Origin of the sequence: Ruegeria meonggei, from assembly GCF_042768335.1 — a bacterium.
In the GTDB taxonomy this organism is placed as follows: Bacteria; Pseudomonadota; Alphaproteobacteria; order Rhodobacterales; family Rhodobacteraceae; genus Ruegeria; species Ruegeria meonggei.
The window spans coordinates 267,533-282,355 of record NZ_JAXHBT010000002.1 but is presented as its reverse complement, the minus strand read 5'-3'; the positions used below and the strand labels follow the sequence as shown (position 1 = coordinate 282,355).

The 14,823-nt window shown below is 57.0% G+C and carries 8 protein-coding genes and 1 pseudogene; 4 read left to right on the top strand and 5 right to left on the bottom strand.

Annotated elements, in window-relative coordinates:
- Positions 1 to 6: 6 nt before the first annotated feature.
- Both SJY13_RS21380 and SJY13_RS21375 read right to left on the bottom strand, forming a co-directional pair.
- Positions 7 to 822: a SapC family protein gene (locus SJY13_RS21380; RefSeq protein WP_377194142.1), complete on the bottom strand. Its 816-nt coding sequence runs from the start codon at positions 820 to 822 to the stop codon at positions 7 to 9.
- A gap of 57 nt (positions 823 to 879) precedes the next feature.
- Positions 880 to 4,707, bottom strand: a complete 3,828-nt coding sequence (locus SJY13_RS21375; RefSeq protein WP_377194140.1) for a beta strand repeat-containing protein — start codon at positions 4,705 to 4,707, stop codon at positions 880 to 882.
- A 210-nt stretch (positions 4,708 to 4,917) separates the two neighbouring features.
- Between SJY13_RS21375 and SJY13_RS21370 the strand changes: the two genes are divergently transcribed.
- Positions 4,918 to 6,957: a dockerin type I domain-containing protein gene (locus SJY13_RS21370; RefSeq protein ID WP_377194138.1), complete on the top strand. Its 2,040-nt coding sequence runs from the start codon at positions 4,918 to 4,920 to the stop codon at positions 6,955 to 6,957.
- A 10-nt stretch (positions 6,958 to 6,967) separates the two neighbouring features.
- Here the strand turns inward: SJY13_RS21370 and SJY13_RS21365 are convergent, their stop codons facing one another.
- From SJY13_RS21365 to SJY13_RS23175, 3 genes and pseudogenes are all read right to left on the bottom strand, one after another.
- Positions 6,968 to 8,284 carry an HlyD family type I secretion periplasmic adaptor subunit gene (locus SJY13_RS21365; RefSeq protein ID WP_377194136.1) on the bottom strand — a complete coding sequence of 439 codons (1,317 nt, stop codon included), beginning with the start codon at positions 8,282 to 8,284 and terminating at the stop codon, positions 6,968 to 6,970.
- Complete coding sequence (locus SJY13_RS21360) at positions 8,284 to 10,005, bottom strand: type I secretion system permease/ATPase (protein WP_377194134.1); 1,722 nt, start codon at positions 10,003 to 10,005, stop codon at positions 8,284 to 8,286. Before SJY13_RS21360 ends, SJY13_RS21365 begins: the two co-directional genes overlap by 1 nt.
- A 303-nt stretch (positions 10,006 to 10,308) precedes the next feature.
- Positions 10,309 to 10,711, bottom strand: a pseudogene (locus SJY13_RS23175) (IS30 family transposase); the annotation flags it as partial.
- A gap of 178 nt (positions 10,712 to 10,889) precedes the next feature.
- On the opposite strand from SJY13_RS23175, the gene SJY13_RS21355 reads away from it, so the two are divergent.
- From SJY13_RS21355 to SJY13_RS21345, 3 genes are read left to right on the top strand one after another with little or no spacing between them, the layout of a single operon-like run.
- Complete coding sequence (locus SJY13_RS21355; protein ID WP_377194132.1) at positions 10,890 to 12,095, top strand: YcaO-like family protein; 1,206 nt, start codon at positions 10,890 to 10,892, stop codon at positions 12,093 to 12,095.
- On the top strand, positions 12,092 to 13,405 hold the full coding sequence (locus tag SJY13_RS21350) for a TfuA-like protein (protein WP_377194130.1): 1,314 nt from the start codon (positions 12,092 to 12,094) through the stop codon (positions 13,403 to 13,405). Before SJY13_RS21355 ends, SJY13_RS21350 begins: the two co-directional genes overlap by 4 nt.
- 43 nt (positions 13,406 to 13,448) lie before the next feature.
- Positions 13,449 to 14,744, top strand: coding sequence for a hypothetical protein (locus SJY13_RS21345; protein ID WP_377194128.1), 1,296 nt, complete (start codon positions 13,449 to 13,451; stop codon positions 14,742 to 14,744).
- Positions 14,745 to 14,823 lie beyond the last annotated feature (79 nt).

Sequence of the window (14,823 nt, the reverse complement as noted above, 5' to 3'; positions counted from 1 at the left end):
GGTGTTTCACACCCCATAGGTTCCGAGAAAATCGTCATTCTGCGCGTTGGCCACTGCACTCAGAAAACCGGAAATGTCTGAATTTTCGGTGTATTTTTCGCTTCTTCGCGTCTGCTTTCTTTGAAATTGTGCCTGCCGCACCCACGTACAATGTGACAGTGAAACTTGATGCGCGTGGATCAATCGAACCACGCCGCAATCGAACAAGTGAATCTTTTCAGAGTGCGACAGGTGTTCTAAACGGCTTGAGGAAATGGCAAGCGCTTCGCTCGGAAGGCGAACTCCGCCGAAAGTGTAAATTGGGTCAAGTAGCCCGAGGTCCAGTATTTTGTTGCATAGTCTTCGCGTCTTTAGACGCGCGGCGGCTAGGGTTTGAAGAAAGGTTTGGACCTCTTTCAACGCAGGCGACAAACCACCCTGGTCGTTGAAAAAAGCCTCATGATTTGGATCATTCGTGATCAGCCCGGATGTTTCGTTCACGATCAGCCGATACGTTGGATCCCGGTCGGTTTCGCAATTGACCGGATCGGCGACAAATGGGTGACACCGAATAAAGGACGGAACATAGGCAGCCATCCATCGACCGTTCTGCGACACAAAGGGATTGGGTGTGTTTGCCGATAAAGACAACAAGGCAATGGGCTCAACACCTCGCTCTGTCGCATTGAAAACGATTGGAAAGGCCGCAGCGGCTTGTGCAATTTCATCAAAAACGATTGCGCAGTTGGATTGGTCTGCCGCGAATTCGTAAGAGGTAAACCGTTTCCAATAACGGTTTCCGTACCGTCCATATGTCACCGGGAACAGGCCGTTTTGTGCCATGTAAGCCTCATGTATTTGGTGTGCTGCCGACCGGGGTGACCGGCAGCACATTAATGATCAGGCAGATGCCCCGGTCGGGTCTGTGTGGAGGATATTGTCCGCAGTCAGGCCGGTCAGGTCATCCAGCCCTGAGAACTGCGCGACGGTCTCGACCGATGCAGCGCCCGGGGCTGTGTAGTCGACCTTGACCAGAACGCTGTCAGTCCCGTCTGTTGCCATAACGTAAACTTCATCACCTGCCTGAGCGCCGGCCACGGACTCGACAGCGGCTTCAATAGTTCCGGACGACAGGTCACCCAACACCGTTGTGAGCCCGACAAACCCGGTATCAGCACCAAGCGTGTCGCCCACCGCCAGGGTTTCAACGTCAGTGCCGTCGCCACGCAGGTCTGCAACATTCAGCCCGCTGAACATCACTGCGTCCATAACTTCGGCTGTGGAACCCAGGGTGAACCCCGTGATCGTGTCGACACCGTTTTCCGCCGGGTCCGCCTCAAACACGATCACGTCCCGCCCGGCATCTGAGACATCGATAGTATCGTCGCCATCCTGGCCGCGAATGACGTTGTCCACATTGGTGGCCACCAGGGCGTCATCGCCGTCTGTACCAATCTGAAACACCTTAGGCCCGCCATCCGGAGTGGTGATTGTCAGCTCAATTGGCCGGTTCGGGTCCTGAACCGTCATGGTAAACGTTACCAATGGTTGCGTCAGATCCGTAAACGTGGTGGCCGCCCCAGCGAAACTGATGGCTGCGCCACCAACCGGGTTGGCCAGGAACAGATCAAAGGCGCCATTTTCGGTATCGGAACCTGTGTCGAACGTGACGACCGACGGGTCGAATCCCAGTTCCGCCGTCATGGCCAGCCCGCTCGAGATATCCCGATCCGCTTCGGCGTAGACTTCGAAAGTCACGGTTGAACCGCTTACATCGGTCTGGGTGATGACATAGGCCGCCGGCACATGGGCAGCATTGTCGTCGGATACCGGCAGTGGGTCGGGCCCATCGGACACAGTTGCTTGGGCAACGAAATTCAGGTCGTCTCCGGCGTCGATGCCGGAAAAGCTGCTGTTAGGGACGGTCAAAGACCAACTTCCGTCAGTGCCGACAGCGGCGGTGCCAATTGATGCGCTGTTCAGCGTAACGTCCACCGCCTGACCTGCGCTTAGCCCGCTGGATGTACCCGTCACCGTGACGCCGGTACTTTGAGCATCGGTCAAAGACACAGCATTGTTCGTACCAACCGGGTTCATGTTCAGGATTGGGCGGAAATCGGTGGTGAGCGTTGTCGTCGCCGGGTTGGCGACGTTCCCAGCTGCGTCCGCTACTGTCGCCGAGATGGGATAGCCCGTGCTGTCAGAAAGCGCAGCAAGATCGCCGGAGGGAACCGTGGCGGACCAGGCACTTCCGGTTGCTGTGCCTGTATAGGTCTGGCCGTTCAGAGCGACGGTCACCGTCTCACCGTCGGCCGCGTTTGTGGATCCGGATATGACAAGGTCGCTGCCTTGTTCGGTCACATCCAGGTCTGAGCCCAACGGCAGCGGATCAAGCGTTATGGTGGGTGCGGTGAAGTCAGTGTCAAACCCTGCATTGGCATCAGCGCTGTTGCCGGCAGTGTCCGACACAGATGCAGTGACATCATAGGATGTGCCATCCTGCAGAGAGCCCAGGTCAGACGCCGGGGCGGTAAAGCTCCAGCTTCCGCCGCTGATGGTTGTGGTGCCAGAGGTATCAACCGTGCCGTCTGGTCTGGCAATCTCGACCGTTACAACCGTCCCATCGATCGCGTCGGAGGTGCCGGTTACCGTCAGGTCAGTGCTCTGTTCCGCAGCGTTCATAACTGCACCATCCGACAAACCCGTGACAGCGACTGACGGAGCGGTGAAGTCAGTGTCAAAGCTGTTGTTTGCCTGTACCGCCGGGTTACCGGCCGCATCAGAGACGTCGGCCGTGACGGCCACCGTGGCCCCATCACCCAAAGCCGCCAGATCGGATGCGGGAACTGTTACTGTCCACGCTCCGCCCGTGGCAGTGCCGGTATATGTCTCACCATTCACGGAAACGGTCACAATCTGCCCGTCCTCGGCGTTTGTCGCGCCCGAGATATCTAGATCTGTACCTTGCTCTTGGGCGTTCAGAACAGTGCCGTCTGAAAAGGTATTGATACTCAGAGTAGGTGCCGAGACATCTTTGGCCAACGGTACGCTGGCCTGTGGAGCGGCTAGGCCATCCAAGTCAGACACATCGGCCGTCACAGAAAAGCTGCCGCCATCTGCCAGTGCAGCCAGATCAACGGCAGGAACTGTGACGCTCCAGGTGCCGCCTGAGACCGTGTCTGTATAGGTCTGACCGTCAATTGTAACCGTGACTTGCTGACCGTCCTCAACATTCGCAGTGATGCCTGCAACTGTGAGGTCCGACCCGACTTCGACGGCGTTGACCACGGCACCAACGGAAAGTGGTAAAATGCCCACCGACGGGCCTGTCAGATCTACCGGAACCGAGGCAGAGGCTGGGACAGAGCTGTTCCCAGCCGTGTCGCTGACACTTACACTAACGGCGGCGGGTACGCCTGAGGACAGGCCTGCAAGATCGGCGCTTGGGACAGTGACGTTCCAACTGCCGCCTGTGGCCGTTCCGGAATAGGTCTGGCCGTTAAACTCAACTGTTACCGGTTGCCCGTCTGCGGCAGTTGTCGTGCCTGACAGGGTCAGGTCGCTTGCCACGTCAAGCAGTTCAATCGATCCGCCCGACACCGGATCCAGTGTAATCGAAGGGGCAGAAAAGTCCGTGTCAAAGCTGGCCCCAACCTGGGCTGCGGGGTTAGCCGCCTGATCGGTCACGTCGGCGGTGACTGTGATTGTTGCGCCATCCGGTAGCGCGTTCAGGTCTGCGGCTGGGATGGTAACGCTCCAATGCCCGTCTGATACGGTACCAGAATAGGTTTGGCTGTTCACATCAACGGTCACGGTCTGACCGTTTTCAGCATCGGTAGTCCCGGTCACGGTAAGATCGCTTGTTTGCTCGGATGCATTCATCACCGCGCCATCGGAAAAACCCGAAATGGAGATTGTAGGCGGCACGGTATCGACATTGAACGTAACGGTCTCGACAGACAGTTCTTCTCCGGCGCTGTCGAGATTGCGGACTGTTACCGTTCCGACGCCCTGCGGAAGGTTGGCGGCTTCGTCCGGTGTCAGGGACACGCTCCATGTCCCGTCTTCGTTGGGCGTCACTGTCTTGGTTAGCGATCCAATTGTCACCTCGATCGTTTGGGTCCCCTCCGGCGCGATGAGGTTGGTGTATGTACTGCTCAGCGCATTGGTTTGTGCGCCGGCTAGGTTGAGAATGGCATAGCTGGGCGTGGGAGGAGGTGTTGGCGCAGGGGCATCACCACCGCCGCCGCCGCCACCACCGCCTGCAGCCGCGGCACCGGCCAGACCGAGCCCGCCCAATACGGCCCCTGTACCGCCAAATCCGCCAGCTGCGGCCCCGCCCACTTCGGCAGCAAGGCTGAACTGCGCAACTTCGGCAACGGCCTCTTCCGCGATCATGATCGCGCCGCTGTCCAGAACCTGAACGTTTTCCGCCGCAACAACGACCGTCCGACCGTCGGCCAGTTTAAGAAGCACATCGCCGTTCTTCAGCAGCTTGACCGAACGTACACCGGGGATGGTTTCGGCAAACTGGTATTCATACAGTTCTTCGATTGTGGCCTGCGCCAGGGCAGGCAACGCCATCAGGGTGGATCCAAGCCCGCCCGCCAGACCGCGACCTGTCCAACGGCGCAGTTTTCCATCAATCCACTGGCGGATTTTTTGCTTGCGCTCTGGCTCGGTTTGGTCACCAGACGGAGCTGTGTTGAATTCAGGTTCTTTGGTCATCTTGCCCTCTCATGTGGTTGCCGCGTCTGTCCGAAGGATCCAGCACTTGTTCATCTGTCTTTGCCTTTGGTGACTCATGCGGTCGGACCAGAAAAATTTGAGTTAAACTGAAGCCGAGCACCTCGTTTTCAACACATTTCCGCTTTGGTTTCGGTCTGGGCATCGGATCATCCTATTGCTGGGGCCAAGTGTGGCGTGGGGTGATTTGGTATGATGCTTCAATTCGAAGGTGTGGTTGCAACGGGGAGCGCAGCGCTCGATTCAGGTATCGGCGATGTGGCTTTAAAAACGTTTAACGGGGTCACGTATCTGTACAGCGTGACTGGTCCAGGCGGCGGTATTGCAGTCTGGCAATTGGTTGAAGGTACGGTCCCGCAATTGCAGGACACCGAGTATTTCAGCGGCACAATCACCTTTCAGGTGGGCCGCAGCGGTACGCCTGTTTCTATGTCGGGCAGTGATCAGCTTGTGCTGGACGTTTATTCCGCGACGGGTTTGGTTGGGTATGAGCTGAACCCCAATGGAACAGTGGGAGCGCTGCAGGAAACCGGTACTTTGGTAGGTGGTGGAGATGTCTCGGCCGTGGTTCAGTTTGGCAATGTGCTGGCGATTGCGCATGAGACCACCGATCAGATTACCACGTATGTTGTGAATGGGGATGGAACCCTGGGTTACAGTGCCTCAGCCGCAGGGCAGGCCGATTCGATGCAGGTGCTGCAGTCCGGTTCAAATCATTTTGTGATCGCAGCCGATGCGGCGACGAACACGATCAGCACCTACAACGTCGATGACAACTCTGGTGCAATTGGAGTCGTTGATAACAGTGACACGCTAGCGACATTGGGAATCGCGACGCCGACAGCGGTTGAGGTTATTCAGGGTTATGGTCAGTCTTGGGTGGTTGTGGCCAGCGCGGGCAGCAACTCGCTCAGCGTGATGGAGCTGACCGGGGATGGTCGATTGGTGCCAACTGATCACGTGCTGGATTCGCTACATACCCGTTTTGAATCGGTACAGGATCTGGCCGTGGTCGAGGCAGACGGGCAGGTGTTCGTCGTGGCCGGGGGCGGGGATGACGGCATTTCGCTGTTCACACTGACGCCAGGTGGTCAGCTGGTGCATATGGATAGTTTTGAAGACACTGTCCAAAGCGGTCTGCAGAATGTTCAAACCCTCAGCGTTGCGCATATCGGCGACGAGCTTCAGATAATAGTCGGTTCGCAGCAGGACGCCGGGCTGACCCAGCTAAACGTTTCGATAGACAACTTGGGAGTTGTGCGTGACGGGTTTGGCACGGTTACCGGAACTGCGCAGAACGATATACTCAGCGGTGGTGTGTTAGAGACCACCCTTTTGGGCGGTGCGGGTGACGATATCCTGATCGCGGGCACCGGGGCGACAACAATGAAAGGCGCCCTCGGGGCGGATATCTATGTCATGCAGTATGGCAGTGACCCAACCACAATTACTGGGTTTCAGGCTGGTTTTGATCGGCTTGACCTGTTCGATTATCCCATGCTGCGCAACCCCGGGCAGCTGACATTTACATCCACGGCGCAGGGTGCACGGATTGAGTACATCAATGAGGTGATCGTAATTAACGCGGCAACCAAAACCCCCTTATCCAGCACCGACGTGTTTGGGGCAGGCTTCGGCGGCCCGGATCATATCCCGGTTGACTTCGGCGATTTCGGCGGTTTGGACCCAGGCAGCTCTGACGGAATTCAGGGCGCGGTTTCGGTGAATTCTGAGACCGCAAATGCCGGGTTGAACGATGCTGAAATCCTATTCACGTTGGACGGGGGCGGAACTATTAGTGCGCGGGCCGATGACGAGGGCCGGTTTGACTTGGGCTTGCCAGACGGCAGTTTCACCGGTGAGCTTGAGATCATCAAATCCTATTCCACAGCCAGCGATGAGATCACCGCACTGGACGCATTGCAGGTTTTGCGCATTTCAGTTGGGTTGGACCCCACCTGGGGGCCGGCATCGCCGGAAAACCTGATCGCTGCGGACATCACGCAGGATGGGACGGTCAATGCGCTGGACGCATTGGCGATCCTTCAGGTTGCGGTTGGCCTGCCCACCGAACATGAGCCAGAGTGGGTGTTTCTGGACGACGATGCAGACCTGACGGGGATCACAAGGACGGACGTGAGCTACGAGACCGGGGTGGACATTGTGGCGGTCGACAATGTGATCTCTACTGACATGACCTCGATCCTGTTGGGGAATTTGGAACCTGTCTGAAACCGGGGGGTTATTCGCGGAAGGCGCGGTTAAAATAGTCGGCCATGGGTTTGACCAGGTAAGACAAGGGCGTTCTTTCGTCCGTCTTGATCATTGCTTCCACAGGCATGCCCGGCAACAGGGCCTGCCCATTCAGACGCTCGATCTGATCATCCTCGGGTACGACTTCGGCGCGGTAAAACACCTGTCCTGTGTTTTCGTCAGTAAAAGTGTCCGCTGAGACAGTCGTAACACGACCGTCGATCTCGGGCGTTTCACGCTGATTAAACGCTGGGAATCGTAGCGCTACCGGCTGTCCAATATGCAGTTGATCCACATGGATGGCATCCACGCGGGCTGCCACCAGCAAAGGCGTGTCCTGAGGTACAACATACATCATCGGTTCGGCGGGTTGAATCACCGACTGCAAGGCAAAGACCTGACTGCCGTAGACTCTCCCGGCAACGGGCGCGCGAATGTCCAGCCGTGACAGCCGTTCTTCCAGCGAGAGGCGCCGCTCAGACAGTTCAGCGATCTGTGTCTGTACGTCCCGCAGCTCGGTAATGGCTTCCTCCCGCCGAGTGGCCGTCAATTCGACAATCTCGATCTCGGTTGCTGATATCTGGCCTTTCAGACGGGCCACAGCAGCTTCAAGCCGGCCAATCTCACCCGTCAGGCTGGCCTCTTCCCGTTGCAGAGCCGACACTCTGCTGGCCTGGGTCAAACCGCGTTTCAGCAGGTCCTGTTGATCCTTCAACTCATTCTGAATCAATTCGACCTGTCGACGCAGAGATACAAGCTGTGCCTCGGTACCGTCGATTTCACTGTCGATTTGAACCCTCTGTTTGCCGAGTTGCTGGGTCTGTTGGTCCAGCGTTTCCAGACGCGCCTCGAACAAGCGTTGCTGACCAGCAATCAGTTCGGCATCGATATTGTCCAGCTTTTGAATGTCTTCAAGTTGTACCGCCAAGGTTGCGGAATCCTCGCCGTCCCGCTCGGCCACCAACCGGCTTCTACGCGCCAACAGCTCGAATAGCTGCAATTCGACGATGGTTTTTTCCGAAGACAAAAAAGTATCATCCAAACGAACAAGCATATCCCCGTCGGCGACCTCGTCGCCGTCCCGCACATAAATCTCGCCGACAACGCCACCATCGGGGTGTTCCACGACCTGCCGACTACTTTGCACCTCGATGGTTCCCTGCGATATGATAGCCCCGGCCAGGCGCGTCTGCACGGCCCAAATGCCAACGCCTCCAACCAGAATACCCAAGGCAATAAATCCGACCATCGCCGGTAGAGTGATGCGCCACACCGGGCGTTTTTCCTGAACTTTGTTGCCCTGCATCATTCGCCCACCTTGCTGAGGCCGCGTTTGATCGCGCCAGCGTTTTGCACCATTGCGCCCAGAACTTCGTCACGGCTGCCGAATTTCACGACCTGACCACGTTCAACAACTGCCAGATCGTCGCATTCGGAAATCGCCTGGGGTCGGTGGGTCATGATGATGGTGGACTTGCCAGCCGTCTTTAACTCTCGGACTGCCGCATTCAACGCTTCGGTTCCATCGGCATCCAGGGCCGAGTTGGGCTCGTCCAGGATCAGCAAAACCGGGTCGCCATACAATGCACGCGCCAGCGCGATGCGTTGTTTCTGCCCGCCGGACAGCTGACTGTCATTGCCTTCCAGAAAGGTGTCATAGCCTTTCTCAAGGCTCAGGATCAGTTCATGCGCTTTTGCTTTTTTGGCGGCCGCGACCACGGCCTCAGGGTCTGGCTCTTCGGACATGCGGGCAATGTTTTCTGCGACTGTTCCGTTGAACAGCGTGACTTCTTGCGGGAGATAGCCGATATGCTGGCCCAGATCGGTTGGATCGTACTGTTCCAGCGTAGCACCGCCCAGTCTGATTTCTCCGGCAGCAGGTCGCCATATCCCCAGCAGCGCCTTGGCCAGCGTCGACTTGCCGGATCCACTTTTGCCGATCACACCCAGCGCCTTGCCGGGCTCAAGCTGCAGCGCAACACTGCGCAGTGTCGGTGTGTCGGCGCCCGGAGGGATAACGGTCAGGCCTTTCGCCGTCAGTCGCGCCTCAGGGGTGGGTAGTTTTGTGCGTTGAATTTCAGGCGGGGTCGCGTCCAGAAACAGGTTCAGCGATGTCCAGGCCGCACGGGCCCTTTCGATCATCCCCCATTGCCCAACCGCCTGTTCCACCGGCGCAAGGGCACGGCCCAACAAGATGGACCCTGCAATCATCGCGCCCGGTGTCAATTCGTTGCGCAGCACCAACCACGCCCCAAGCGCCAACATCGCGGACTGCAGAAACAAACGCAGAGATTTGGTGAGTGACGTGAAGCTGCCAGTCCAGTCGCTTGCCGATATTGTCTGACTAAGCGCAGTGGTGCGTTGCCGCTGCCACCGCTTTGTCATGTCTTCCTGCATGCCTTGGGACCGCACCACTTCGGCGGCCTGCCTGGCATGTTCCGAAAACGCATTGGCCTGAGCTGAAGCTCGTTGCGCAGCAATGACCTTGCGATGGGTCAGAGCCTGGTTCAGCAGCGCAATTCCGATCAGCAATACTCCGGACGCAACCGCCAGCCAACCGAGCAGAGGGTGGAATAGGAAAATCGCTGCCAGAAACACAGGTGTCCACGGAATGTCCATCACAGCCAGTAAAACGGGCGATGCGCACAGGTTTTGAATGGATTCCAAATCGCGTAGCGCCGTTGCCGGGGCCGAGCGCGCCTTAGGGTGAAGAGATCGGCGCAAAGTGGCGTCAAATACCCGCTCGTCCAAACTCGATTGAAACCTGGCACCAAAGCGGGCGACAATTCTACCCCTGGCATAGTCAAGCATAGCCATGAGAATATAGAGAAGAGCCACCAGCAAAAACAGCGCCGTCAATGTCTCGACAGCGCGGGAACCGAGCACCCGGTCATAAACCTGCAGCATGAACAGAGGTCCGGTCAGCATCAGCAAGTTGACAAATACACTGAACAAAAAGGCCAGCGCCATAAAGGTCACACCCTGATTGCGCACCTGGCGCAACTCATAGCGGGGTGGCACGGGCATTCGGTTTTCAGTATTCACAAACGGGACCTTTGTTATTTGTCATGCAGTATGCATGCGAACCTGGGATGTGCGGCATTCTAATACGTCCGCGCAGTGCTGGAAACGCGAGAATTGCTGCATCGGCAAAAAGCCACTGGCAGTCAACGTTATGGCGATTGAACGTTACGCCTTACACGTTTTTAGTGCGGGCCCAGGCTAGCATCCATCGCTGTGTCGCAAAACGACCGAACCAGTCTGGTTTCTGATCGGTCGTTCAGACGAGCCAGATAACATCTCGTGTGAGCGATACCTGAACCGCGACTCCTATTGCTTCTGAGGGTAGGGGGCTTGGTCCAGTTCCACCATCATCTTTTCCCGGAACACTTCTGCTGGCGTCTTCCATCCCAGGCATTTTCTGGTCGTCGCGTTGAGGCGGTCGCTGATCATTTTCAATTCATGATCTGAGACCGCCGAGATGTCGCGCTTGCGGGGAAGCCAGCGCCTAACTCAGCGGTTGGCGTTCTCGACGGTTCCTTTCTGCCACGGAGAGGATGGGTCGCAGAACCAGGTCTGAGTGCCAATCTCGGCTTTCAGATGCGGCCAGCTGACGAATTCGGTGCTCGTGGTCGAAGGTGACGGATTTGCGCGCTAGGTGGGGCAGGTCACGCACCGCTTTCATGATTTTGCCTATGACAGGTTTCGTACGCTTGGTCGAGCGCTTCAACACACGTGCCATCTCTCGAATAGGAAATTTCGCATAATTAGGATTATGGTAAAAACAAAGATTGAAATACCGATGTTGACCCATTCGGTTTGATCCATCATCGTGAATTGTAGCAGATTGGCCCGGCGCGGTTTTTTTTAACGCTGTGGTCATTGGCTCGGATATTGGCAAGGCCCGCAACATGCCCGATCTATCGCAGAAGCAATATGTGCTGGATACACACCGGCTGCGCGATCCTGAACAAACGCTGGCAATCGTCAGGCCGTTTTTGCGGGACATGGGTATCACCAGGATCGCCAACCTCACGGGGCTGGATCGGATTGGGTTGCCGACGGTGATGGTGTCGCGCCCGAACTCCCGATCCGTGGCGGTGTCGCTGGGCAAGGGGTTGTCTTTGCACGCCGCCGAAGCTTCGGGTGTGATGGAGGCAATTGAAGCCTGGCACGCCGAACGGGTGCATTTGCCTCAGCGACTTGCAAGATACGCGGATCTTGTCAGCGATGCGCCTGTTGTTGACGTCGCGGGTTTGCCACGGGTGACGGGTGGGCAGTTCGACCCCCATGAGGCGATGCTTTGGGTTCAGGGGAATGACCTGGGTGCAGGCACGAACTGCTGGGTGCCGCTTGAGATGGTTGATACGGATTATACCTCTGCTCCTGCTGGCGGCCAGTCCGCGTTTCCACGGACGACGAACGGCCTGGCGTCGGGCAACAACGTGGTCGAGGCCAGTTGCCATGCTATTTGCGAGTTGATTGAACGGGATGCGACCACTCTCTGGGATCACCGGTCGCATAGACCGCGCCTTGATCCGGAAAGTGTGGATGACCAACGATGCCGCCGGGCAATTGAGATGATTACTGACGCGGGGCTGCAGATCGGTCTGTGGAATACGACCTCTGACATCGGCATCGCCAGTTTTCGCTGTGTAATCTGCGAATCCGGGGGACAGCCCGGCCATATTGGGATCGGTGATGGATGTCATCCAGACCGGGCCATCGCCCTGCTGCGCGCGGTGACCGAAGCAGCGCAGACTCGGCTTACCTACATCTCAGGTGCACGGGATGATCTGGATCCGGCGGAGTTTACGGACCAAGCCAAGACAGACCGCGGCCGCTATGTGCATGACCTTATTGAAGAGACCGTGGCAGAGCAGCGTTTTGCTGATTGCCCCTCGGTCGAGACCGGCTCGTTTGAGGAAGACCTGAGGTTGTTATTGGACCGGCTTGCCGACGTTGCAATCTCGCAGGTGGTGACAGTTGATCTGTCACGACCGGAATTCGGTGTTGCGGTTGTCCGGGCCGTTATTCCCGGCTTGGAAGCGCCGCATGATGAGCCAGATTATGTGCCAGGTACGCGGGCGCAAAACGTATTGGAAGCGCAGCCATGACGGCCGTGGTTTTTGTGGGGCCGACTCTTCGGCCCCAAGCGGTGTCCAAATATCTGGATGCCACGATTCTGCCCCCGGTCAAACAGGGCGATGTGTACCGCGCAGCGCGTGACAAGCCCAAGGCAATCGGGATCATTGATGGCTTTTTCGAAGGCGTACCGTCGGTCTGGCACAAGGAAATCCTGTGGGCGATGGAGCAAGGCATTCCTGTTTTTGGCAGCGCAAGTATGGGCGCGTTGCGCGCCGCTGAACTGGCTGATTTCGGAATGATTGGTGTTGGCAGCATTTTCGAGGACTACCACAGTGGCGTCCTGCAGGACGATGATGAGGTCGCGGTTCTGCACAGCCCGTCTGAATTGGGGTTCATGCCGCTGAGCGAGCCGATGGTGTCGATCCGCACTACATTGGATCACGCGCAGAAGACTGGTGTTGTGCCGCAGGAAACCGCGGTCGAAATCTTACGTTACGCCAAAGACTTGCACTATCGGCGTCGCGTGTGGGCCGGCATTCTGGACGCGCTGAAAGAGCTCCCAGGTATGGCTGAATTTGCCGACTGGCTGCCTAAGGGCAAAATTGACGCCAAGGCAAAAGACGCCAAGGCGATGCTTTTACGTATGTCCGAACATCTGGGCGACCCTCCCCTGCCCTCATCTGAGCCTGTTCGAACCGAGCGAACTTTGATGTGGAAGGCGCTATGCGCGCGTGTGGATGGCGCTGCCCCGGCAGATGTACATGCGGTGATCAATGAATTGCGCCTGAACCCAAAGCTGTATTCTCAGCTGCGTGATAGGGCGGCTTTAGCGCTGTTGTCGCGCGAGGATACGTCCAGACAAGATCGCGAACCGGATCGCGAGGCGTTGGTTGCCCAAATGTCAGAGCACCGGGCCAGGGCAGGCCTGACACGACAGGCGGATCTGATGGCCTGGATCAAGGCCAATGATTTGACCTCTGATAGCTATGAGGCGATGCTGGCGGACTGGGCGCGGGTCGAGCTGTCAACAGCCACACGCGCAGATCATATGGACGCGCTATTGCTCTCGGAGTTGCGGCGCACGGACCAATATGCCGGGTTGCGTGACCGGGCTGTAAAGAAAGCAGACCAGGTTAGGCTCGGAGGCAATGCAGGGCCAAACCGTTTGCGCCTATTAATGTGGTATTTTGAATCATGTCTTGACCAGGACGTGCCGGATGATCTTGAATCATACGCAATCTCACTTGGTTTAACCGGGCGAGACGCGTTTTATGATCTGATAGAGACTGAATTTTTGTATTGCCATATGGATACGGGCCCGGATGACACCTCGGACTAAGAGGGGTTGATCGTTTTTCAGGCACGATACGGGAGGGCGTTTTGTGAACTTACCCGCACATACTGAGGATGAAGAACCCGGCACGCGGTTCCTGCTGTACCCGCAGTCACCCTTTCTTGAGCCGAACGCGCCCTTGGAACTGGTCGAGGTCTCCGCTCCGCAAGGCAGCCTGGGGCCCGGGCCGTCCGGGCCGCGTATGTATACGGTCAACCCGGTCGGTAAAACGACACCTTACGGCGCGATTATTCCGGGGCCGAATGGTCCTGGAATGTATCTGCCTCCTTGGGACGGTAACATTCACCCCCCTGCCATGCCCGATGAATTTGGCAATTTCATCCATATCGATCCAACTGATCCGGCCTTTGAGGCAGCGCATCTGTTTGGGTCTGCGCATTTCACCATGGATGTCTGGCAGGGATATTTCGACCGCCCAATCCCCTGGCATTTCGCCCGCGATTTCAAACGGCTGGAACTGTCACTACTGCCCAGCCTCGACAATGCGCATATCGGCTGGGGGTTTCTGGAAACCGGCGGCACCCACGAACACGGGGACGAGTACCGCCCCTATAGCCTGAATTTCGACGTGGTCGCCCATGAGATTGGGCATGCCATCATCTACTCCGTCATCGGTATGCCCTCGGACGGGGATGCGTCAGGTGAGTATTACGGGTTCCATGAATCTGCGGCTGATATGGTGGCGTTGCTGGCCTCGCTGCATTTCGGATCAGTTGTTGATACATTGTTGGAAAATACGCACGGCAATCTCTACACGTTCAACCGGTTAAGCCGATTTGCCGAACTGTCCGAGAATGCGCAGATCAGAATAGCAGCCAATAACCGATCACTGTCCGAGTTCTCTTCTGGATGGTCCAGCGAGCATGCCCTGTCCGAGCCGTTGACCGGAGCAATGTTCGACATCTTCGTCGATATTTACCACGAACGATTGTTACTGCATGGCCTGATCTCACCCGCAGACGAAGATCTTTCGGATCAGATGGAAGGCTCGCCGGATTACAGCGAAGTGATGCAAGGGATATTCGACAAAAGATATGCCGACAATCCCGAAGGCTTTCGCCTCGCCCTGCTTGAAGCCCGGGATTACCTGGGAACTTATCTGGCTGATACGTGGGAAAAGCTGGATGCAGATATGCTCAGCTATTTCGGGGTCGAAAAAGCCCTGCTGGCGGTGGATCAGGAAATCACTGGCGGTGCCTTTCAACGGATGATCGAAGGCAATTTCCGCATGCGCGATATTGGACTGACAACGGCAGGCCCGCGCCTGCCTGACCCCGATGGCAACAGCCATTCAAATTCAGTGCGCACGCAAGTTCCGGGATAGGGTCTAAAATCCTTTATTTTGAAGCGGTTTTATGGCATTTAGGCGTGGGGTGATTGATGTGTGAGATTTGGCACGATTT

What these genes read in the sequence shown, in the direction of transcription:
- SJY13_RS21380 (WP_377194142.1), bottom strand. Translation starts at nt 822, where the DNA reads ATGGCACAAAACGGCCTGTTCCCGGTGACATATGGACGGTACGGAAAC.
- SJY13_RS21375 (WP_377194140.1), bottom strand. Translation starts at nt 4,707, where the DNA reads ATGACCAAAGAACCTGAATTCAACACAGCTCCGTCTGGTGACCAAACC.
- SJY13_RS21370 (WP_377194138.1), top strand. Translation starts at nt 4,918, where the DNA reads ATGATGCTTCAATTCGAAGGTGTGGTTGCAACGGGGAGCGCAGCGCTC.
- SJY13_RS21365 (WP_377194136.1), bottom strand. Translation starts at nt 8,284, where the DNA reads ATGCAGGGCAACAAAGTTCAGGAAAAACGCCCGGTGTGGCGCATCACT.
- SJY13_RS21360 (WP_377194134.1), bottom strand. Translation starts at nt 10,005, where the DNA reads ATGCCCGTGCCACCCCGCTATGAGTTGCGCCAGGTGCGCAATCAGGGT.
- SJY13_RS21355 (WP_377194132.1), top strand. Translation starts at nt 10,890, where the DNA reads ATGCCCGATCTATCGCAGAAGCAATATGTGCTGGATACACACCGGCTG.
- SJY13_RS21350 (WP_377194130.1), top strand. Translation starts at nt 12,092, where the DNA reads ATGACGGCCGTGGTTTTTGTGGGGCCGACTCTTCGGCCCCAAGCGGTG.